The organism is Mesorhizobium sp. B2-3-14 (genome assembly GCF_006442175.1).
In the GTDB taxonomy this organism is placed as follows: domain Bacteria; phylum Pseudomonadota; class Alphaproteobacteria; order Rhizobiales; family Rhizobiaceae; genus Mesorhizobium; species Mesorhizobium australicum.
The window spans coordinates 432,414-452,717 of sequence record NZ_VFVP01000002.1; the positions used below are offsets into that span (position 1 = coordinate 432,414).

Here is a 20,304-nt window from a genome sequence, read left to right on the forward strand (position 1 = left end):
GTTACCTGTCCTTGACCGTCTCCATCGCCACGAAGGTCGAGGTCTGGGCGACGTGGGGCAGGGCGGAGATGCGCTCACCGAGCACGCGGCGATAGGCGGCGATGTCCTTCGTGCGGACCTTAAGGAGATAGTCGAAGCTCGACGCCATCATGTGGCACTGCTCGATTTCCGGCACGGCTTGTACGGAGCGGTTGAAGGCATCGAGCGCGGCGGATCGGGTGTCCGATAATTTCACCTGCACGAAGGCGACATGGCCTTCGCCCATGCGTTCGCGGTCGATGATCGCCTGGTATCCCCTGATATAGCCGTCCTTCTCCAGCCGCTTCACCCGCGCCTGCACCGGTGTCTTCGACAGGCCGACCTTGACCGCCAGTTCCGACATGGAAAGCAGGCCATTGCCGGCCAGTGCCGACAGGATGTTCCTGTCGATGCGGTCCAATTGATCTTCTGTCATCGAAACTGCAGCCCGAATGAGCAATTTTTCGGCAACATGATAGATCAATTGAGCTGCCCTGTCGATTTTTTCAGACCGCCTGAAATCTGGCACTTGTGCTAGCTTGCGCCATTCGGTCCGGTGACCGCCGGCCCGTTCCCTTGTGCTTGCTCATAGGACCGCCATGCCGCTCGACGCCATCCGCCAGCAGATCCGCGCCAATTATTTGCCCGACGAAGACGCAGCGGTTAAGCGATTAGCCGAGGCGGCCGGGCTTTCGGCCGGAGACCGTAAGGCGATCTCGGCGCGTGCGGCCGACCTGGTGCGGGCGGTGCGCGGTTCGTCCGATCCCCGGCTGATGGAAGTCTTCCTCTCGGCCTACGGCCTCTCCACCAAGGAAGGCGTGGCGCTGATGTGCCTGGCCGAGGCGCTGCTGCGCGTACCCGACACAGAGACGATGGACGATCTCATCGCCGATAAGATCGCGCCGCACGACTGGTCGGCGCATTCGGGCGGTTCGAGTTCGATCTTCGTCAACGCCTCGACCTGGGCGCTGATGCTAACCGGCCGCGTGCTCGATGAAGGTGAGGGCGGTATCGAAGGCACGCTGCGTTCGATGGTGCGCCGGCTGGGCGAACCGGTCATCCGCAAGGCAGTGGCCGCAGCCATGCGCGAGATGGGCGAGCAGTTCGTGCTTGGCCGCACGATCGCGGAAGCCGTCAAGCGCGGCCGGCCAATGACGCAGAAGGGTTACCTCTACTCCTTCGACATGCTGGGCGAGGCGGCCCGCACCGAGGCGGACGCGCTGCGCTATCACAAGGCCTATGCCGACGCCATCTCCTCGCTCGATGCTGGCTCGAACGGGCCAGATATCCGCCAGAACCATGGCATCTCCGTCAAGCTTTCGGCACTGCATCCCCGCTACGAAGAAGCGCAAAAGGAAGAGATGCTGCCTGTGATGGCCGAGCGGCTGTTGTCGCTGGCCCTGGCCGCACGGCATTCGCGGATGGGGCTCAACATCGACGCCGAGGAGGCGGATCGTCTCGACCTGTCGCTCGACGTGATCGAGCGGGTGCTGGCCGAGCCGGAACTCGCCGGCTGGAACGGCTTTGGCGTCGTCGTGCAGGCCTATGGTCCGCGCGCGGCTTTCACCATCGATTGGCTCTATGCCCTGGCCAACAAGCATAATCGCAACATCATGGTCCGGCTGGTCAAGGGTGCCTATTGGGACACGGAGATCAAGCGGGCGCAGACACTCGGGCTTGCCGGTTATCCCGTGTTCACGCGCAAGGCCAACACCGACGTCTCCTACATGGCTTGCGCGAAAAAGCTGCTTGGCATGACCGACCGCATCTATCCGCAGTTCGCCACCCATAACGCGCACACCGTCGCCGCCATCCTGTCGATGGCTGACAGTCGCGACACCTTCGAATTCCAGCGCCTGCATGGCATGGGCGAGGCTTTGCACGAAACGGTGCGCAAGGCCGAAGGCACGCGTTGCCGTATCTATGCGCCGGTCGGCGCGCATTCGGACCTGCTGGCCTATCTGGTCCGCCGGCTCCTGGAAAACGGCGCCAACTCCTCCTTCGTGCACCAATTGACCGACGAGGAGGTCGAGCCGGAGGATATCGCACGCGATCCGCTGGAAACGGTTGAAAGCCAGGGTCCCGCCGCCAATCCGGCGATTGCCCGGCCTTCCCAGATCTTTGGGATCGGGCGCCGCAACTCGAAGGGATTCGACATCACCGACACGGTGACGCTGGCGGCGATCGAGCAGTCCAGAGCGGCATTTGCGGGTCCCGATCGCTGGCACGCCAAGCCGATCACGCGCGCCGCCGGCTACGGCAAGCAGCGCCCGATCCTCAATCCGGCAAAGCCTTCCGAGGTGGTCGGCACGGTTCACGAGGCCGCCGCCAAGCAGGTCGCAACCGCCGTGCGCATCGCTGTCGAGGCGCAGCCGGCGTGGGCAAAACGCCCGGTCGCCGAGCGTGCCGCTATCCTCAACCGTGCCGCCGATCTTTACGAGGCCAATGCCGTCGAGTTCTTCGCGCTCGCCACGCGCGAGGCCGGCAAATCGCTGGCCGACGGCGTCGCCGAAGTGCGCGAGGCGGTCGACTTCCTGCGCTATTACGCCACCGAGGCGGCGAACGCCGAAACGGGCACGCAAGCGCGCGGCGCCATCGTCTGCATCTCGCCGTGGAATTTCCCGCTCGCCATCTTCACCGGCCAGATCGCGGCAGCACTTGTCACTGGCAATTCAGTGATCGCCAAGCCAGCCGAGCAGACCCCGCTGATCGCCTTCCGCGCCGTCGAGATGCTGCGCGAGGCCGGCGTGCCGGAAGACGTCATCCAACTCCTGCCCGGGGACGGCCCGTCGGTCGGTGGTCCGCTGACAGCGGACCCGCGTATTGCCGGCGTCTGCTTCACCGGCTCGACCGAGGTCGCCAAGCTGATCGAAAAGCAATTGGCCGAGACCGCGGCGCCGGACGCCATGCTGATCGCCGAGACCGGCGGCCTCAATGCCATGATCGTCGATTCCACGGCACTTCCCGAGCAGGCGGTGCGTGACATCCTCGCGTCGGCCTTCCAGAGTGCCGGCCAGCGCTGCTCGGCGTTGCGCGTGCTCTATGTCCAGAAAGACGTCGAGAAGAAGATGCTGGAGATGCTGAAAGGCGCCATGGAGGCGCTCAACGTCGGGGATCCCTGGCGGATTTCGACCGATGTCGGTCCGGTGATCGACGATGACGCGCAAAGTTCGATCCGCGATTATTGCACGACGATGGGCCTGCAGGGCCGGCTGATCGCTAAACTTGAGGCGCCCAAGGATGGCCGCTTCGTCGCGCCGCATGTCTTCCGGGTCAAGGGCATCGAGGAGATGGAGCGCGAAGTGTTCGGTCCGGTGCTGCACGTCGCGACCTTCGACGCCGACCAGATCGACAGCGTCATCGCCGCCATCAACCGCAAGGGCTACGGCCTGACCTTCGGCCTGCACACCCGTATCGAGGGCCGGGTGCAGCATTTCGTCGACGGCATCCATGCCGGCAACATCTATGTCAACCGCAACCAGATCGGCGCTGTCGTCGGTTCGCAGCCATTTGGCGGCGAGGGCCTGTCCGGCACCGGGCCAAAGGCCGGCGGGCCGCACTATCTCAGGCGTTTCCGCAAAGGGCCTGAAGCGGGCACGGAAGTCGGCGAAGGCCATAAGGTGACGGCGACCGAACTGGCCGACAATCTGCCCGATCCCGCTCTCGGCGGCTGGTCGACGCGGCCGGACCGGGTCGCCATCCTCAGGAAGCATCTTCGTGGCAAGGGCGCGGCCGCGATCGGTGCCGCCGCCAGCATTGATTTCGGCCAGGTCGATCTGCCCGGGCCGACCGGCGAGGCCAACACGCTGTCGCTGTCGCCGCGCGGCCGGGTGCTGTGCTTGGGGCCGGACGGCGACACGCTGCTGGCGCAGACCATCCAGGCGCTCGCCGCCGGCAATGCGGTGCTGGCTGTTGCGCCGGGTGCACCGGCGGCGCTCTCGGCATTGACCGGCAAAGGCCTGCCGCTGGCGGCCATCGACGGCCGCCCCGATCCTGTCGAGGCGCGCTCGCTGCGCGTCGATGTGGTTGCTTTTTCAGGCACGCCCGAGGCGGCGCGCATCGTGCGCAAGGTCATCGCCGAGCGCAGCGGGCCGATCGTCCCGCTGGTCAGCGAGGTGCTTTATCCGGCGGCTTATGCGCATGAGCGGGCGGTCTGCGTCGACACGACCGCCGCGGGTGGCAATGCCAGCCTCTTGGCCGCCGCATAGGTCTGCATCTACGCGCCCTCGACGACGGAAAAGCCCTCGAATTGCGGGTGGCCGAGATAGTGGACTTTCGTCGTGCCGACATTCCGGTGGGCGGCGCGGAAGTTCTCCGACTTGGTCCAGGCGACGAAATCATCGTGACTTGCCCACGCCGTGTGCGACGCGAACAGCGTGTAGCCCTCGGTCTCGTTGACCGGGCCGCGCAGCAGGTGAAATTCGCGAAAACCCTTCATCTCGGCCAGGCTGGAGTCGCGGTTCTTCCACATGGCTTCGAAGTTGCCCTCCGAGCCGGTCTGGACCTTGAAGCGGTTCATGGCGATGTACATGGGATCCCTTTCACGCGGATGTTGATGGTTGCGCCGCAACGTTTGTCCCGGGCCTAGTCAAAACGGGCCGATGCCGACCTCGAACTCCAAGCTCGGGTTCGATGCCTGTGACGGAATTGGAGGGAAGGGAGCGGCCTTGCGCACGATGCCAAGCGCGGCCTCGTCGAAAGTCGGCGATCCTGAGCTTTCCAGAATGCGCAACTGGTCTATGTCGCCCTTCCTGCCTATGGCGAATGCCACAACCGCATTGTTACGCGCGGCCAGTTGCAGCGAAGGCGGGAGAGTACGATTGACGCTGCCGAGTTTTCGAAAGACGTTGCCGCGGTAGCTGTCTTCCGCGGCGCTGCCTTGGTCTTTTTGCCTTTTGCCCTTGCTGGCCGCTTCCGCCAGCCGGTCCTGGCCATCGGCCGTGCCGCTCCGTTCATTCGCTGCTCCAGCAGTGGCAGGGGCAGCCGCCGGAGTTGGCCTTGCAACGGGGATCGGCGGTTGGTCCGGAACGGTGACAGGAATTTCGGTGGTTCCGGCCTGGGCGTTCGGCTGTGCCGGCGTTTCTGTCCTGGCAGCCACGCTCTGGTCATCCGGGCGCGGGGTTGCCGCCACCAGTATGTCCGGCGTGGCCACGGGCTGTTTGACCGGTTCCGCCGAGGGCTCCGAAGCCTGCTTCGCGGCGTCACGGGCAGGCTCGGGAGCGTGTGTCACCGGTTCCTGCGCGGGCTGTGAAGGTGCGGTCGGCGCCGGTCTGGCCGCCTTTGCCGGATGAGGCTTGGCCGTCGGCGGGGGCTGCACCAGCGTGACATTCATTGCCGCCGGGTCCTTGTCCAATGCACTGCCGGCGACCTTGTAACCTTTGTGATCGCCGCCTTCCGACTGCTCTGCCTCCCTGGAATCGAACTTGCCGGCGGACAAGATCAGAAAAGCCGCCGCCACGCCGGCATGGAGCAGGCAGGAGATGGCGATCGCAGCCTGCCACTTGCCGTTGCTGGCTTGCGGTCGTGCCTGGGCAAGTCGCTCTGCCGGCGCTATTGCCAACTCGCTGCCAGCGTCGGGGAGTGGACTGATTTCCTGCATGTCGCGGGCGCGAAACTGCAGCGATACGCGCAGACTTGTCAAATCAAGATCGGTTGCCTCAAACGGTAACCAATCGAAGCCGGCCAGCGGCCCTGCCACGGTCTTTTCTTATGCGGTTCCACTTCAGACGCCGAAAGCGATGCCGGTCCTGGTGTCCGTCTTCAGCTTGCGCATGCAGGCAGTTGGTTCGACGCCCGTGCCAGCGCAATTCGTCGCGCTGTTGATCAGCACGCGGCTGACCTTGATGCAGTCGGTGCCGGCCAGGTCAAAGCGTGTCACCTTGGTCTTGCCGTGCGGCAGGTCCTTGAAGTCGAGCACGGTGAGCCGGTCGACGATGCCGGCCTCGTTGAACAGGACGATCTCGAACGCCGCCTTGGTCAGGTCGGCGCCGAGATTGTTGCTGACCAGGAATGTCAGCCGGCAGCCCTTGCCGGAAGGCTGCGCGGCATTGAGTTCGAGGGTCAGGACCGGCGCGGACTGCTCAGCCCACGCCGGAATTGTCGCCAGCGACATCGCCAGCGTCGAGGTCAGCAGACGAAGGGATGCCGTCAAGCGCGTCATGGTCAGCCTCCAAAGCGCATGGTTGCCGCCAGCTTCAGCGTGATACCGGGTTCGTAGACCGCAACCGTGGTGCTGCCGTTCAGCGGATTGGCGTATTTGACGTCGAACAGATTGTCGGCGCGGAAATCGACTTTCAGATTGTCGGTCGCCTGATAGCTGGCGAAGGCATTGACCAGCGTGTAGTCCGTCGCGACGGCATTGCCCTTAGGCTTGCCGTTATACTGCACCTCACCGCCGATGGTCAGCTTGTCCTCGAGGAAACGCAGGCCAAGCTGAGCGGTGACCTGAGAGGAGGGAATAGTGGCGAGGTCGGCTTCCACACCCTTGTAGGAAACGGTGTGGCCATCCGTGATCGAGGCCGAGAAGCCGGCATAGCCCCATGCCGCGTCATAGACGCCTTCCAGCTCGAAACCGTTGATCTTGGCCTTGGCGAAATTTTGGTACTGGAAGCAGATCGGGATTCCGGGGCCGAAGGGGCAGCCACTGCCTGGAGCGAACGGCGACAGCGTTACGCCGTCGATATAGTCGTCGACATCGTTGTTGAAATAGGCTGCTTTCAGGCGCAAGGCGTCGCCCGGCTCGAAGATATCGTTCTGCTTGTAGTTGACGCCGAACTCGGTCGTCTTGCCGGTTTCAGGCCGCAGATTTGGATTGGGCAGGAACGGGAAGCTGACGCCGGCTGGATGATTGCCGCTGATCAGCGTTTCCGTGATGGAGGGCGAGCGGTAGCCTTCCGCATAAGTGCCGTAGAATTGCAGGCCGGCAAGCCCGGCGCTCTCGAACGGCGAGACACCGACGGTGACGCGCGGGGATAGCCTGTCGCCGGAAATATCATGCATGTCATCCTTTAGGCTGTAGCTGTCGTAGCGCAGGCCAGCGACGACTTCGAGCCAGTCCCAGGTGAGCTTGTCCTGGACGTAGGCGCCGGACACGTTGCGCTTGCCCGACGGCGTGTAGAAACTGTCGCCCCCGGCCGCGCCACCCGTCTTGACGTTGTCGCCGACCCAATCGCCGCCATAGGTCAGTTCATGCGCGATGCCGTTCGTTTCGAACCGCGACGTGTTCCAGATATCGATGCCGGTCGTGCCGACATCGAATGTCGACAGTGATCCTGCCGGCAGCACCACGGGAAGACCGGTCACCGGATCGAAGCGGTTCTGCGGCGCGAGACTGGTCAGGTCGAGATTGGTCTTGTTGTAGGACGTGTTGATGTGGAGATCGAGCCAGCTCTTGTCTTCGTCCGTGATGTTGTAGCGGGCCGTGAAGGTGTTCGACTTCAGGTCGACATCGTTGACCGGCAGGCCGCCGCTGGTCTCGTTCCAGCCGTCGTTCGAACCGACCCAGCCGAGCTTGAGCTCACTGTTCTCGGTTGGCCGGATCGTCGTCTTGAGCAGGCCGCTCAGCACGTCGAAGCCGGTGCCGTTGACCGTGTCGCCGTCGCCGTCCTTGTAGTTGTCGTAGTCGCGGTAAACGATGTTGCCCAACACGTCCCAGTTCTCATTGATGCGATAGGCACCGGTGGCGCTCGTGGTCCAGCCCTTGCCGTTGCTCTCGTAGCGTCCGGTGACGGAACCGGCCCACGTCTCGTCGGGCTTCAGGAAATCGACCGCATCCTTGGTGTCGAAGAAGACGACGCCGCCAATGGCGCCCGAGCCATAGGTGTTGGCGACAGGACCACGGATCACGTCGACGGATTTGACGAGCTCGGGATCGATATAGAAGGTCGACTGGGTGCCGTGGTCGGAACGCTGGAAATTCTGGCGCGCGCCATCGACGATCACCGCGACGCGGCCGAAATCCTGCAGGCCGCGGATGTTGATGCTGGTGCTGACGCGCCTGGCGTCGGCCTGCGCAGCGACGCCAGGCACACCGAAAAGCATCTCGTTCGGCGTTGTCGCCATGCGGCGATCGAGCTGTTCCTGGTCGACATGGCTGGCCGAGGCCAGCGACTGTATCGCCGTTTCGCCGGTGCGGCTGAGCACCAGGATCCTGTCGAGCAACGTAGCGCCCGCGGGGGCTGCCTTTTGCTGGTCAGTCTCTTTCGATTGATCAGTCGGCGCGCTCGCCTGTTGCGCTTGCGCCGATGGCGCGGATAGAGCGATCGCCGCCACGCTTGCGAGCAAAGCCGCCGCACCGTTCGCCGCCGACCGACGGCGCCGTTCCCAACTTATCAATCCCATGCCCCAACTCCAGATCCCAGGTTCCATGCTGGCTGGCCCGGGGCTTGCTGGCATTTTGATCGTATCCGGCATCTTAAATGTTGACTCATTTAGTCCGGTATTGCACTGACTAGTAAACATGATTATTCAAGTCAAGAAATGAATCGGCAATTCGCACGCCTAGCCAGATGCCCGGCACAGGAAAGGGATCGACCCAGATGAACACGCACAATCCCAACGAGTTTCGCTATCGCGTCCGCCGTTCCGACGATACCTCCACCCGTTTCGATCGGGTCTCGCTGGCGGTGCGGACGCTGTCCAGCAACACGCTGTTCCAGGGCGAGCACGAAATCGGAATCGAGCATCATGGCGCGCTCTACCGGCTGAAGATCACCCGCCAGGGCAAGCTCATTCTCAACAAGTAAGGCAAGGCATCAGGGGTAAAGACATGGACCAGCGCGTAAAACCCGCTCCGCATGAAATCCGGCGGGCCCGGACCGACAATCCGAAAGCGCGCGAGCGTGACCTGGCCGCCCAACTCGGCATTTCGGAGGCCGAGCTGGTGGCCGCGCATTGCGGCGACGGCGTCGTCCGCGTCGAACCGCGCGTCAACGACCTTCTGACCGGTCTCGAGGCCGTTGGCGAGGTGATGGCGCTGACCCGCAACGAAAGCGCCGTGCACGAGAAGATCGGCGTCTATGACAAGGTCGTCACCGGCAATCACAATGCCATGGTGCTCGGCGAGAACATCGACCTGCGCATTTTTCCGAAAATCTGGGCGCATGGCTTTGCCGTGGAGAAGCGCGACGGCGACGACATCCGCCGCAGCCTGCAGTTCTTCGATGCGGCCGGCGACGCGGTGCACAAGGTGCATCTGCGCCCGGCCTCCAGCCTCCATGCCTACCAGAAACTGGTCGCCTCGCTGGAATCGCCGAACCAGGAGCCGACGATCGACATTTCGGGGCCGGTTCTCGATGAGGAAAGCGAGGTCGGGGCATCGACGGCGAGCCTGGACGACCTGCGTGACCGCTGGAGCCGGCTGACGGACGTGCACCAGTTCTTCGGCATGCTGAAGACGCTGAAGCTCAGCCGCCGCCAGGCGGTGCGCATGGTTGGCCAGGACTACGCCTGGCTGCTCGACAACGACGCGGTGCGCGCCATGTTCCATCACGCCGCCGAAAGCGAGATGCCGATTATGTGCTTCGTTGGCAACCGCGGCTGCATCCAGATCCACTCCGGTCCGATCAAATCGATCAAGCCCATGGGGCCGTGGATCAACGTGCTCGACGAGACCTTCCACCTGCACCTGCGCACCGACCACATCCATGAAGTCTGGGCGGTGCGCAAACCGACCAAGGACGGCCATGTCACATCGCTCGAGGTCTATGCCGCCAATGGCGACATGATCATCCAGTTCTTCGGCAAGCGCCATGAAGGCGAAAGCGAGCGCGACGACTGGCGTTTTCTGGCCGAGCACCTGCCGCGCATCCCGAACCCGACGGCAGCCTGAGGAAAGTGTGATGCGTTTTGTTTCGAGACCGTCCGCCCTGCGCGGATCGATGGTCGGTTATGCAATCGGCCTTTCCATGGCTGTCGCCGCGCTGCAACCAGCCGGCGCCACCGAAGGCGTTTCGGTGTTCGCCGATCCTTCGAAGATCGCCGCTATTGGCGGCTCCATCACCGAGATCGTCTATGCGCTGGGCGAGGAGAGGCATCTGGTGGCGCGCGATTCCACCAGCCTCTATCCAAAGGCCGCGCTCGACCTGCATGATGTCGGTTACATGCGCCAGCTGTCGCCGGAAGGCGTCTTGTCGGTCAATCCGACGGGCATACTGGCATTGCACGGCAGCGGTCCCAAGGAAGCCGTCGACGTGCTGAAGAAGACGGGCATTCCGTTCATCGAAGTGCCCGAGCAGTACAACCGCGAAGGCATCCTCCAGAAGGTCCGCATTGTCGGCAAGGCGATCGGGGTCGAGGCCAAGGCCGAGGTGCTGGCCAGGGCGCTCGATGCGAAACTCACAGCCGCCGAAAAGCGGACAGCCTCGATCAAGGAGCGCAGGCGCGTGCTGTTCATTCTCTCGACGCAGGGTGGCAAGATCCTGGCGGCCGGCAGCGAAACCGCGGCCGACGGCATGGTCAAGCTGGCGGGCGGGGTCAATGCGGTGGAAGGCTTTTCCGGCTACAAGCAAATGTCGGACGAAGCGATCATCACCGCAAGGCCGGACGTGATCCTGATGATGAGCAATGCCGGGCCGCCGGTCTCGGACGACGAAGTGTTCGGCAATCCATCCATCGCCTCAACGCCGGCCGGAACGGCGCGCAAGCTGATCCGCATCGATGGCGCCTATCTACTCGGCTTCGGGCCGCGCACGGCCGACGCGATCCATGATCTCGCCGTTTCGCTTTATGGCGCACAGGTCACGGACTGAGCATCATGGCCGACCAGTCGATCGCAGGTCCGGCGAAGGCGATTAGGGCATCCGAAGGGGATCGTTCCGGCCGCGCCCGTGCCGTCATCCTTCTGCTGTGCCTGGGCTTGGCGATCGCCATCTTGCTTTCGCTCACATCCGGCGCATCGGATGCATCCGCCGTGACCGTCTTCAGGGATTGGCTCTTTGGCTCCGTCCCCGGCGATGCGGCGCTCAACGCCCGCGACAGCTTGATCGTCCATGACATCCGCATGCCACGCGTCATCCTCGGCATGTTGGTGGGTGCGGCGCTCGCGGTTTGTGGCGCCGTCATGCAAGGACTGTTCCGCAATCCGCTCGCCGACCCCGGTCTGATCGGCGTTTCCGCAGGATCCAGCCTTGGCGCGGTGGTCATCATCGTTCTTGGCGGGACCGTGCTGGCGCCGGTGACCGCCTTGCTCGGAACGCTGGCGCTGCCGCTTGCGGCGTTCGTCGGCGGTCTCGTCACCACATTGGCGCTCTATCAGGTCGCCACGCGACGTGGGCAAACCTCGGTCGCCACCATGCTGCTCGCGGGCATAGCCCTGGCGGCACTTGCCATGGCGCTGACCGGAATCCTCATATTCATGGCCAACGATCGCCAGCTGCGCGACCTGACCTTCTGGTCACTGGGATCGCTCGGCGGTGCGACATGGGCCAAGATAGCTTCCGTAGGACCCATAATCGTCCTGGCACTGGCGGCGATGCCGTTCCTGGCCCGCGGCCTTAACGCGCTGGCGCTGGGCGAAGCGACCGCCGGCCATCTCGGCATTCCGGTGCAGCGGCTGAAATACACCGCCATCATCGGCGTTTCGGCGGCGGTCGGCGCCTCCGTCGCCGTCAGCGGCGGCATCGGCTTCGTCGGCATCGTCGTGCCGCATCTGCTGCGACTGCTGATCGGACCCGACAATCGTTACCTGCTGCCGGCCTCGGCGCTGCTCGGCGCCTCGTTGTTGCTGCTCGCCGATGCGGTCGCCCGCACCATCGTGGCACCGGCCGAGCTGCCGATCGGCATCGTCACCGCAATATCAGGCGCGCCGTTCTTCCTGTGGATATTGCTGCGCAGGCGCGGCGTGATCGATTTGTGAGGATGGAATGATCGAGGCGAGGGATGTTTCGGTCGATATCGCCGGCAAGAGAATTGTTGCCGGTGTCGATTTCGATGCGCGGCCGGGCGAGGTGGCGGCAATCGTCGGCCCCAATGGTTCGGGCAAGACGACCTTCCTGAGGGCATTGTCGGGGGACCTCGGCTATACCGGGAGCGTCGTCCTCAACGGCCGCGACCTCGCAGCGATGAAGCCGGTGGAGGTCGCCGTCCAGCGGGCTGTGTTGCCGCAGGCGACGACACTGTCGTTTCCTTTCACTGTGCGGGAGGTCGTCAGGCTTGGCCTGGTGGGTGGCCGTTCGGGCGTGCTGCCGGGCGAGGACGGACGCCTGCCGGAACGGGCGCTGGCGCGGGTCGATCTCGACGGCTTTGCCGGCCGCTTCTACCAGGAGCTTTCCGGTGGCGAGCAGCAGCGTGTCCAGCTTGCGCGCGTGCTGTGCCAGGTCTGGGCACCGGTGCTCGACGGCAAGCCGCGCTATCTGTTCCTTGACGAGCCGGTGTCCAGCCTCGACATCAAGCACCAGCTGATCATCATGAACATCGCCCGCGACTTCGCCAGAAGGGGCGGGGGCGTGGTAGCGATCCTGCACGACCTCAATCTGACGGCCATGTACGCTGACCGCATCTTCGTGATGCATAGCGGCCGGCTGGCCGCCAGCGGCTCGCCCCGCGACGTGCTGAGTGACGACCTGATCGAGAAGGTGTTCGATTGCCGGCTCAAGGTCGGCGTGCTGCCGGCCGGCAACATGCCGTTCGTGCTCCCGCAATCGTCGGTCAGCTGATATTCAGCCGACACTGCACCATGCGGCAGGGATCAGGCCGCCGGGGCGCGGCGCTCCATCAGCATGTCGATGCCGAGCAGGGCGCGCACATTCGGCCGTGCCGCCACGAGGTCGGCGATCGTGTAGCGGGCAAGCACGGCGAAGAAGGCGTTGAGCGCTTCGCGCAATGCGGAGTTCAGCGCGCAGCTGTCGACCAGGGGGCATTCGGCGGCATCGTTCTCAAAGCACTCCGCCATGGCGAAGCTTTCCTCGGTCACGCGCACGACGTCGAACAGGCTTATCGATTCGGCGGCACGGCCGAGCCGTACCCCTCCGTTCCGGCCGCGCACAGTCTCGACCATGCCATTCTCGACTAGAGGCTGCAGGATTTTGAACAGGAACAGTTCCGACACCGAATAGGCGGCCGCGATTTCCGGGATGCGGCTCAACCGGTCATTGTTGGCGGCGCAATACATCAGAATGCGCATGGCATAGTTGGTTTGGCGCGTAAGCCGCATCTTGTCCTCACTCGGCGCTGATATGATGCAACCACGCCAGATTCTAAACTTTGCTGGCGCGGCCCTCGTCCGGAATCCGGATCGCTGCACTGGTCTCGGCGGAATATGGCCTATACCTTGGAATAATTCCAGACTAGCCGGGCATCATAGATGAATAAACTCGTCAACTTTATGTGCGTCGCCGGGAAAAAGCCGGGACAGACAAACCGGCTGTCGCGGGCATTCCGGCGGCCGCGGCACTAGATAGGCCTGAGATAGACGAGGAGCGGCATGGCTCAATCGGACCAATCCCTGGCGCCAGTGCGGTTCGATGCCGACGCGGGCGACAAGCTTTCCGCGCTGCGGCGGACAAAGTTCGTCGCCACGGCGGCATTGGCACTCTGCGTGGTGGTCTTTGCCTTGGCCAAGTCCTTCCAGAGCAGCTATTCGTGGCTCGGCTTCGTCGCCGCCTTCGCCGAGGCGGCAACGATCGGTGGCCTCGCCGACTGGTATGCGGTGGTGGCGCTGTTCAAACGGCCGCTCGGGTTGCCTATCCCGCACACCGCCATCATCCCGGAAAACCAGGACCGTATCGCCGACAATCTCGGCCGTTTCATCGAGGCCAATTTCCTGGCGCCGGAACCGGTGCGTGAAAAACTCGCCGAGGTCGATTTTTCGGCTCTCGTGGCCGACTGGCTGGCCGATGCCGAACGCGCCGCCGGCCTGTCGCGCTTCGTCGTGCGGTTGGTGCCGCAGACGCTTGCCGCCGTCGAACAATCCGGTCTGCGCGGCTTCGTCACCAGCCGCATGCTCAAACAGATCGAAAAGGTGCCGCTGGCGCCACTTGCGGCCGAACTTCTGTCGGCGCTCACCGACGACCGCCGCCACCAAAAGCTGTTCGACGAGTTCATCAAGGTCATCGGCCGGTTCCTCAACGACGAACAGGCGCTGGCGACGATGCGCGACAAGATCCGCGAGGAATTGCCGTCGCTATTCAACCTGTTCCGGGCCGACGCCTATCTCCTGAAGAAGATCGTCGCTTCGGCTGGCTCCTTGCTGGACGAGGTGCGTGCCGATCCCGATCACCCGATGCGCGCCGAATTCGACCGTTTCGCGCAAAGTTTCGTCGAGCGGCTGCGCACGTCCAAGCAATATGCCAGGCGAGCAGAGAAAATGAAGCGCGACTTCCTCGCCAGACCCGAAATCAGGGCGCTGGCCGGCGACATGTGGGAGAGCCTCAGCCTGTTCATCGAGCAGGACGCCAAGGCGCCGAATTCGTTGATCAGGGAGCATCTGGCCAACATGTTTGTCGAAGTCGGCCGCCATCTTGCCGGAGACGCGCAGATCCGGGCCGACATGAACCAAGGATTCGTGGTGGCGCTCGCGTCTTTTGTCGAGAGCCAGAAGAGCGGCGTGTCGAAATTCATCGCCGACCAGGTAAAGCGCTGGGACCTTGCCCAACTGACACGCCTGATCGAGATGAACATCGGCAGGGACCTGCAATATATCCGCTTCAACGGCATGATCATCGGCGGGCTGGCGGGCATCGTACTTTACACGATCGAGTTGCTGCTCCCGGTCAATTGATCCCTAGCGATCGCCTAGGCCCGTGTTCGAAATGGACACGAGGCGTTCGAGTGCTATTCTCCTCGATGAGGGCGTCCGCGACCGCGGCAAAGGGGAGATGACAATCATGGCCAGACAATCGGAATCCGATTCCTTCATGGAGATGTTCGGCAGGTTCGGCCGTGACCTGAAGGTGCCGAATGTGGATGTCGAAGCGATTCTTGCGCATCACCGCAAGAATCTCGAAGCTTTGGAGAAATCCGCGCGTGCCGGGGCGGCTGGGACGTCCTCGCTGTTGTCTAGGCAACGCGAAATGCTGCAGGACACGCTGCGCGAGATCGCCGACATGGCGCAGAGCTACCGCGCACCGGGCAATCCGCAGGAGTTGATGGCCAAGCAGACCGAGTTTGCTAGAAAATCCTTTGAGGCGGCGCTCAAGAACGCCGGTGAAGTGGCTGAGCTAGCCAGGAAATCAGGCACCGAATCGATCGACATCCTGCGCGCACGCATCAAGGAGGCGATGGAGGAGGTCCGCGCCGGTTACGGGCAGAAGTAGGTTCTCATGGGCTGTCGTTCCGCTCTCGGCCGGGCACACCCCGTTCCCGATACCGTAACCCTTCGCACAGTTGCATTAGCGCCACGCCATAAGCTCCCGGCAGTCTGAAAGGTCGGAAAAGTCCCAATTCGCCTGCCATCGCATGGCAAGACATGGCACGAGTGAGCGCGAATCCGCCGGAACGGATTTGCGAGGGACGAATTGACAGAGGCCGTCGGTTCGTGGTCCGGAAGCTTTGGAAGCGATCGGGAAAGCAGGCATGACGGAAGTACGGCCTAAAACGCCGCCAACCTACGAGCAGCTGAGAACGATGTCCGGACAGGAGCTCGGCGTCTCGGAATGGACCACGGTCGACCAGAACCGTATCAACCAGTTCGCCGAATGCACGGGCGACCATCAATGGATCCACGTCGATCCTGAACGGGCGCGGCGGCAAAGCCCGTTCCGCACCACGATCGCGCATGGCTATCTGACACTGTCGATCATCGGCGCGCTGGCCCTTGAAATGGGTATCGTGCCCGAGAATACGCAGGCCGCCTTCAACTATGGTTTCGACAAGGTGCGTTTCCTGGCGCCGGTCAAGGTCGGCGCACGCATTCGCCTGCGCACGACGCTGCTTTCCATGGACGACAAAGGCCCGGGCCAGTATCTGATGAAGGCAGCCAACACGGTCGAGATCGAAGGCGAGGAAAAGCCGGCGCTGATGGCTGAAACACTCGTCATGCTCTACGAGCGCCGCAAACGGGCAGGGGCCTGAACGGCGCCCGCCAGGCTCCTTGCGTCATTTCCTTCAGCTGTTCTTGTGCGGCAAGGAATAGGCCCAGATCTGGGTATGGCATTTCGGAAAAGGCATGATTGAGCATCCGCGCAAATGGTGAGATTTGGCGGCGTTCTGCCGTTTCATGGATGGTCTGATTTGATGGGGCAGAAGGCCGCAACAACGAGGTGTTGTCGCGGCTTATTTGTCTGCTGACTTGGTGGTTCCCATATCAGCGGGTCATCGCCGTTTCGAGCGCCTTGAAAATCCGCTCGTCCGCGCACTGGGCGACGTTGAAGCGCAGGAAGCGGCTGGCGGACTGCGACAGGCTGAACGCATTGCCGGGCGCCAGCACGATGTTGTCGGCGAGCGCACTGCGGGCGATTTCGGCCGCGTCCACGCCTTCCGGCAGGGTGCACCACAGGAACAGCCCAGCCGGCTGCTCGATCCAGGGCGTAATGCCGATCGCCTTCAGCCGGGCGCTGGTCTCGCCCATGGCCCGCGAAAGGCGGGCGCGCAGCAAATCCATGTGCTTTCGGTAGCTGCCGTCCTTCAGCAGCGTCAGCACAAGTTCGGCCGCCAGCCGTCCGCCGCCGAAAGTCGTGGCAATCTTGAGATCGGTCAGGCCCTCGATCCAGTCACGGGGTGCGGCGATGAAACCGCAGCGGACCGACGCCGACAGCGTCTTGGAAAAACTGCCGATCTGGACGACGCGACTAAGGCCGTCGAACGCCGCTAGCCTTGGGGCGGGAATGTGCTCGAAATCGGCGAAGATATCATCCTCGACGATGGTCAGATCCGACTGGTCGGCCAGTTTGAGCAAACGATGGGCCGTCACCGGAGACAGGATCGCGCCGGTCGGGTTGTGGATGGCCGAGTTGGTGATGTAGAGGCGCGGCCGGTGTTCGGCCAGCGCCTGGGCGAACAGCTCGATGTCCGGCCCCGACGGCGTGTAGGGCACGCTGACGACCTTGGCGCGGTGGGCGCGCAGCAGAGCATGGAAATTGAAGTAGCAGGGATCGTCGACCAACACGGTGTCGCCCGGCTCGATCAGGAACCGGCAGAGCAGGTCGATGGCCTGGGTGCACGATTCCGTCAGCATGATCTGGTCGGGGAAGGCTTCGATGCCGTGCCCGGCCATGCGCCGCGCCAGCAATTGCCGCAGCGGCGGCAGCCCGAGCGGCGTGCCGTAATCTGCGAGCGCGACATCGTCGGCACGCGCGACAGTGCGCAATGCCCGGCGCAGCCCGGCCTGTGGCATCCATGAAGCCGGCAGCCAGCCGCAGCCGGGTTTCAGGACCTCGTCGCCAGCCTCCAGGGACTGGCGCGAGACCCAGAGCGGATCGACGGCACGGTCGAGCCGGGGACCGATCTCGGCGAGCGACAGCGGTGCCAGCGACCCGGCGGCATAGAAACCGGAACCGGGCCGCGAACGGATCGCGCCTTCGGCGGCAAGCCGTTCGTAGGCCTCGACCACGGTGGATTTCGACACCTGCATGGATTTGGCGAAAGCGCGGATCGAGGGCAACCTTGCTCCAGGCGTCAGGCTGCGCGCGGCAATCCGCTGCCGGATGGCGGCCATGACCCCTTCGACGAGAGTTCCGCCGCTGTCGAGCCTCACTGCTTCGTCCATCTGTACCTTCCATAAAACCATGACAGTTTTATCGAATTGTACTGCATTGTCTCTGGTGGCGCCATAGCCGCGGGCCCCATAGAGGGGCGAAACAAACGGAGCCTGCGATGGACAAGACGGCGAGCGGCTGGGTGAGCGGATTTATCGGCGTGCTGATTTTCAGCGGTTCGTTGCCGGCGACGCGCGTGGCGGTGATGGATCTCGACCCGATATTCCTGACGTCGGCCCGCGCGGTCATTGCCGGCCTGCTCGGTCTCGCGCTGCTGCTTGTGTTCCGCGAGAAGCGCCCCGGGCGTCATGACTTGCTGTCGCTCGTCATCGTTGCGCTTGGCGTGGTCGTCGGCTTTCCCTTGCTGACGGCATTGGCGCTGAAGCATGTCACCTCGGCCCACTCCATCATCTTCGTCGGCCTGCTGCCGCTGGCGACCGCGATCTTCGGCGTGCTGCGCGGCGGTGAACGGCCTCGGCCGGCCTTCTGGCTATTCTCATGCCTGGGCAGTGCGCTGGTGGCGGGCTTCGCGCTTGCGCAAGGCGTGACGGCTTCGCCGGTCGGCGATGGGCTGATGCTTGCGGCCATCGTCGCCTGCGGCCTTGGCTACGCCGAGGGTGCCGCGCTGTCGCGCAAGCTCGGGGGCTGGCAAGTGATCTGCTGGGCGCTGGTGCTGTCCCTGCCGGTCATGCTGGTGCTGACTTTTGCGACCCTGCCGCCATCCTTCGCCAGCGTAGGCTCCAATGCCTGGATTGGCCTTGGCTATGTCTCGCTGTTCAGCATGCTGATCGGCTTCGTGTTCTGGTATCGAGGCCTGGCGCAAGGCGGCATTGCGGCGGTGGGGCAGTTGCAGCTTCTGCAACCGTTCTTCGGGCTCGCACTGGCGGCGACGCTGCTGCATGAACAGGTCAGCCCGATGATGATCGTCGTCACGCTTGGCGTGGTGCTTTGCGTTTTCGGCGCGAAGAAGTTTGCCAAGCAGGATTTGCCGCGTCGTGCGGCTGCATAGCGGTGCCGACCCTCACGAGAACTTCGTCACCACCCCAATGCCGATACCCTCGAAGCCGCCCATCGCCATCAAGGCCGCTGGCGCTTCGTCGAGGCTGATCTTCTTGCCGACCAGCAGTTCGGGTTTGAGCTTGCCGTGGCGGATCATCTCCATCATCGCGGGGTAGCGATAGGCCTGCATGCCGTGACTGCCGAGGATTTCGAGTTCGAAGGCGATCACCTTGTCCATCGGCACCTGCGGGCGGGCGTGTTCGCCCAGCATCAAGCCGACCTGCACGTGACGGCCGCGCCGGCGCAGGTTGGCGATCGAGTTGAAGGACGTCGTCGGATGGCCGAGCGCGTCCATCGACATGTGAGCGCCACCATTGGTGATCTGCTTGACGGCCTTGACGACGTTCGGCGTCGTCGAAGCGTTGATGGTCGCCACGGCGCCGATCTGTTTGGCGAAGTCCAGCTTTTCCTCGGTGAGGTCGATGGCGATGACGTTGGCGCCCATCGAACTGGCGATCATGATTGCCGACAGGCCGACGCCGCCGCAGCCATGCACCGCCACCCATTCGCCGGGCTTTACCCGGCCCTGATCGACAACGGCGCGGAACGATGTGACGAAGCGGCAGCCGAGGCTGGCGGCGGTGGCGAATTCCATTTCGTCGGGCAGGCGCACGAGATTGGTATCGGCGTGTTCGATAGCGACATATTCGGCGAATGAGCCCCAGGTGTTGAAGCCAGGCTGGGACTGGTGTTCGCAGACCTGGTGATTGCCTGATGTGCATTCGAAGCAGTGGCCGCAGCCGACGGCAAACGGCACGGTGACGCGTTCGCCCGCCTTCCAGCGGGTGACGTGCTTGCCGGCGGCAACCACGACGCCGGCCAGTTCGTGGCCCGGCACATGCGGCAGGCGGATATCGGCGTCGTGGCCCATCCAGCCGTGCCAGTCGCTGCGGCAAAGCCCGGTCGCCTCGACCTTGATGACGACGCCATCGGCCGCCGGCTTGGGGTCTGGCACGGTCTGGATCGTCGGCGCTTCGCCGAATTTCTCGAAGACGACGGCTTTCATCGTTCATTCCACCCTTGAGACGACACTCACTGTGGGAAACGATAGCCGATTCCCTGTTCGGTCAAGCGGAAATCGATTCCGCCAGGCTGGCCAGCCCGCGGACCCTGCGGTCAGCTGTTTTCCTGGTTGCGGAAATCGGCAAGCCGGGTGTCACCGGGGGCAAGCAGGCGGCCGTCTTCTGCGTGCACTTCAAGACGCCTTATCGGCCGGCCACTCTCCGTGTCGACCATGAAGGTGTAGGGCTCGCCCGGACCGGAGAAATAGGTCTCGCCCCATTGCCGCAAGGCGATCAGCACGTAGAACAGGCCGCGTCCTTTTTGCGTCAGCACATATTCATGATGCGCGCTGCCGTCGGGGGCCGGGACGGTTTCGAGGATGCCGTGCGTAACCAGATTTCGGAGCCGCGCCGACAGGATGTTCTTGGCAACGCCCAGGCTCTTTTGGAACTCGCCGAAGCGTCGCAACCCGTCGAACGCGTCGCGCACGATGAGCAGCGACCACCAGTCGCCGATCGCATCCAGCGGTCGCGCGATCAGGCAATCCGCACTCTGGTGGCTCGTTCGTTTCACCATGGCTTTCGTTGGTCCAGAT

The 20,304-nt window shown here is 63.6% G+C and carries 19 protein-coding genes; 10 read left to right on the top strand and 9 right to left on the bottom strand.

From position 1 onward, the window contains the following. Position 1: 1 nt before the first annotated feature. Complete coding sequence (locus FJ950_RS06740; protein ID WP_140616008.1) at positions 2-454, bottom strand: Lrp/AsnC ligand binding domain-containing protein; 453 nt, start codon at positions 452-454, stop codon at positions 2-4. 163 nt (positions 455-617) lie between these two features. Between FJ950_RS06740 and putA the strand changes: the two genes are divergently transcribed. Then, positions 618-4,226: a bifunctional proline dehydrogenase/L-glutamate gamma-semialdehyde dehydrogenase PutA gene (gene putA, locus FJ950_RS06745; protein ID WP_140616010.1), complete on the top strand. Its 3,609-nt coding sequence runs from the start codon at positions 618-620 to the stop codon at positions 4,224-4,226. Between the two features lie 8 nt (positions 4,227-4,234). Here the strand turns inward: putA and FJ950_RS06750 are convergent, their stop codons facing one another. From FJ950_RS06750 to FJ950_RS06765, 4 genes are all read right to left on the bottom strand, one after another. Next, positions 4,235-4,549: an antibiotic biosynthesis monooxygenase gene (locus tag FJ950_RS06750; RefSeq protein ID WP_015317479.1), complete on the bottom strand. Its 315-nt coding sequence runs from the start codon at positions 4,547-4,549 to the stop codon at positions 4,235-4,237. 57 nt (positions 4,550-4,606) lie between these two features. Further along, on the bottom strand, positions 4,607-5,659 hold the full coding sequence (locus FJ950_RS06755) for a TonB family protein (RefSeq protein ID WP_348641163.1): 1,053 nt from the start codon (positions 5,657-5,659) through the stop codon (positions 4,607-4,609). A gap of 81 nt (positions 5,660-5,740) precedes the next feature. Next, complete coding sequence (locus FJ950_RS06760) at positions 5,741-6,178, bottom strand: hypothetical protein (RefSeq protein ID WP_140616012.1); 438 nt, start codon at positions 6,176-6,178, stop codon at positions 5,741-5,743. Between the two features lie 2 nt (positions 6,179-6,180). Continuing rightward, complete coding sequence (locus FJ950_RS06765; RefSeq protein ID WP_140616014.1) at positions 6,181-8,358, bottom strand: TonB-dependent hemoglobin/transferrin/lactoferrin family receptor; 2,178 nt, start codon at positions 8,356-8,358, stop codon at positions 6,181-6,183. Positions 8,359-8,555: 197 nt separating this feature from the next. Between FJ950_RS06765 and hemP the strand changes: the two genes are divergently transcribed. The 5 genes from hemP to FJ950_RS06790 are packed head-to-tail and all read left to right on the top strand — an operon-like array spanning position 8,556 to position 12,671. Beyond that, positions 8,556-8,762 carry a hemin uptake protein HemP gene (hemP, locus tag FJ950_RS06770; RefSeq protein ID WP_015317483.1) on the top strand — a complete coding sequence of 69 codons (207 nt, stop codon included), beginning with the start codon at positions 8,556-8,558 and terminating at the stop codon, positions 8,760-8,762. Between the two features lie 23 nt (positions 8,763-8,785). Then, a complete protein-coding gene (locus FJ950_RS06775) occupies positions 8,786-9,847 on the top strand; it encodes a hemin-degrading factor (RefSeq protein WP_140616016.1) in 1,062 nt (353 codons plus the stop codon). 10 nt (positions 9,848-9,857) lie between these two features. Continuing rightward, positions 9,858-10,766, top strand: coding sequence for a hemin ABC transporter substrate-binding protein (locus FJ950_RS06780; RefSeq protein ID WP_140616018.1), 909 nt, complete (start codon positions 9,858-9,860; stop codon positions 10,764-10,766). Between the two features lie 5 nt (positions 10,767-10,771). Continuing rightward, entirely contained in the window at positions 10,772-11,872 is a 1,101-nt protein-coding gene (locus tag FJ950_RS06785) for an iron ABC transporter permease (RefSeq protein ID WP_140616020.1), read from the top strand. 7 nt (positions 11,873-11,879) lie between these two features. Further along, entirely contained in the window at positions 11,880-12,671 is a 792-nt protein-coding gene (locus tag FJ950_RS06790; protein ID WP_140616022.1) for a heme ABC transporter ATP-binding protein, read from the top strand. 32 nt (positions 12,672-12,703) lie between these two features. On the opposite strand, the gene rirA is transcribed toward FJ950_RS06790, so the two are convergent. Further along, entirely contained in the window at positions 12,704-13,168 is a 465-nt protein-coding gene (gene rirA, locus FJ950_RS06795) for an iron-responsive transcriptional regulator RirA (protein WP_015317488.1), read from the bottom strand. Positions 13,169-13,438: 270 nt separating this feature from the next. On the opposite strand from rirA, the gene FJ950_RS06800 reads away from it, so the two are divergent. The 3 genes from FJ950_RS06800 to FJ950_RS06810 all read left to right on the top strand — a co-directional run bounded on the left by FJ950_RS06800 (position 13,439) and on the right by FJ950_RS06810 (position 16,026). Continuing rightward, positions 13,439-14,734, top strand: coding sequence for a DUF445 domain-containing protein (locus tag FJ950_RS06800; RefSeq protein WP_140616024.1), 1,296 nt, complete (start codon positions 13,439-13,441; stop codon positions 14,732-14,734). A 106-nt stretch (positions 14,735-14,840) separates the two neighbouring features. Further along, on the top strand, positions 14,841-15,269 hold the full coding sequence (locus FJ950_RS06805; RefSeq protein ID WP_140616026.1) for a phasin family protein: 429 nt from the start codon (positions 14,841-14,843) through the stop codon (positions 15,267-15,269). Positions 15,270-15,528: 259 nt separating this feature from the next. After that, a complete protein-coding gene (locus FJ950_RS06810) occupies positions 15,529-16,026 on the top strand; it encodes a MaoC family dehydratase (protein WP_140616028.1) in 498 nt (165 codons plus the stop codon). Between the two features lie 232 nt (positions 16,027-16,258). On the opposite strand, the gene FJ950_RS06815 is transcribed toward FJ950_RS06810, so the two are convergent. Further along, on the bottom strand, positions 16,259-17,659 hold the full coding sequence (locus tag FJ950_RS06815; protein ID WP_140616030.1) for a PLP-dependent aminotransferase family protein: 1,401 nt from the start codon (positions 17,657-17,659) through the stop codon (positions 16,259-16,261). A gap of 107 nt (positions 17,660-17,766) precedes the next feature. Here FJ950_RS06815 and FJ950_RS06820 point away from each other — a divergent pair, with 107 nt between their 5' ends. Then, the gene (locus FJ950_RS06820; RefSeq protein WP_140616032.1) at positions 17,767-18,657 is read left to right on the top strand and encodes a DMT family transporter; all 891 of its coding nucleotides are present in this window, start codon (positions 17,767-17,769) and stop codon (positions 18,655-18,657) included. A gap of 12 nt (positions 18,658-18,669) precedes the next feature. Here the strand turns inward: FJ950_RS06820 and FJ950_RS06825 are convergent, their stop codons facing one another. Further along, entirely contained in the window at positions 18,670-19,713 is a 1,044-nt protein-coding gene (locus FJ950_RS06825) for a zinc-dependent alcohol dehydrogenase family protein (protein WP_140616033.1), read from the bottom strand. 110 nt (positions 19,714-19,823) lie between these two features. Then, positions 19,824-20,285 carry a helix-turn-helix domain-containing protein gene (locus tag FJ950_RS06830; RefSeq protein ID WP_015317495.1) on the bottom strand — a complete coding sequence of 154 codons (462 nt, stop codon included), beginning with the start codon at positions 20,283-20,285 and terminating at the stop codon, positions 19,824-19,826. Between the last annotated feature and the right edge of the window lie 19 nt (positions 20,286-20,304).

What these genes read in the sequence shown, in the direction of transcription:
- FJ950_RS06740 (WP_140616008.1), bottom strand. Translation starts at nt 454, where the DNA reads ATGACAGAAGATCAATTGGACCGCATCGACAGGAACATCCTGTCGGCA.
- putA (WP_140616010.1), top strand. Translation starts at nt 618, where the DNA reads ATGCCGCTCGACGCCATCCGCCAGCAGATCCGCGCCAATTATTTGCCC.
- FJ950_RS06750 (WP_015317479.1), bottom strand. Translation starts at nt 4,549, where the DNA reads ATGTACATCGCCATGAACCGCTTCAAGGTCCAGACCGGCTCGGAGGGC.
- FJ950_RS06760 (WP_140616012.1), bottom strand. Translation starts at nt 6,178, where the DNA reads ATGACGCGCTTGACGGCATCCCTTCGTCTGCTGACCTCGACGCTGGCG.
- FJ950_RS06765 (WP_140616014.1), bottom strand. Translation starts at nt 8,358, where the DNA reads ATGGGATTGATAAGTTGGGAACGGCGCCGTCGGTCGGCGGCGAACGGT.
- hemP (WP_015317483.1), top strand. Translation starts at nt 8,556, where the DNA reads ATGAACACGCACAATCCCAACGAGTTTCGCTATCGCGTCCGCCGTTCC.
- FJ950_RS06775 (WP_140616016.1), top strand. Translation starts at nt 8,786, where the DNA reads ATGGACCAGCGCGTAAAACCCGCTCCGCATGAAATCCGGCGGGCCCGG.
- FJ950_RS06780 (WP_140616018.1), top strand. Translation starts at nt 9,858, where the DNA reads ATGCGTTTTGTTTCGAGACCGTCCGCCCTGCGCGGATCGATGGTCGGT.
- FJ950_RS06785 (WP_140616020.1), top strand. Translation starts at nt 10,772, where the DNA reads ATGGCCGACCAGTCGATCGCAGGTCCGGCGAAGGCGATTAGGGCATCC.
- FJ950_RS06790 (WP_140616022.1), top strand. Translation starts at nt 11,880, where the DNA reads ATGATCGAGGCGAGGGATGTTTCGGTCGATATCGCCGGCAAGAGAATT.
- rirA (WP_015317488.1), bottom strand. Translation starts at nt 13,168, where the DNA reads ATGCGGCTTACGCGCCAAACCAACTATGCCATGCGCATTCTGATGTAT.
- FJ950_RS06800 (WP_140616024.1), top strand. Translation starts at nt 13,439, where the DNA reads ATGGCTCAATCGGACCAATCCCTGGCGCCAGTGCGGTTCGATGCCGAC.
- FJ950_RS06805 (WP_140616026.1), top strand. Translation starts at nt 14,841, where the DNA reads ATGGCCAGACAATCGGAATCCGATTCCTTCATGGAGATGTTCGGCAGG.
- FJ950_RS06810 (WP_140616028.1), top strand. Translation starts at nt 15,529, where the DNA reads ATGACGGAAGTACGGCCTAAAACGCCGCCAACCTACGAGCAGCTGAGA.
- FJ950_RS06815 (WP_140616030.1), bottom strand. Translation starts at nt 17,659, where the DNA reads ATGGACGAAGCAGTGAGGCTCGACAGCGGCGGAACTCTCGTCGAAGGG.
- FJ950_RS06820 (WP_140616032.1), top strand. Translation starts at nt 17,767, where the DNA reads ATGGACAAGACGGCGAGCGGCTGGGTGAGCGGATTTATCGGCGTGCTG.
- FJ950_RS06825 (WP_140616033.1), bottom strand. Translation starts at nt 19,713, where the DNA reads ATGAAAGCCGTCGTCTTCGAGAAATTCGGCGAAGCGCCGACGATCCAG.
- FJ950_RS06830 (WP_015317495.1), bottom strand. Translation starts at nt 20,285, where the DNA reads ATGGTGAAACGAACGAGCCACCAGAGTGCGGATTGCCTGATCGCGCGA.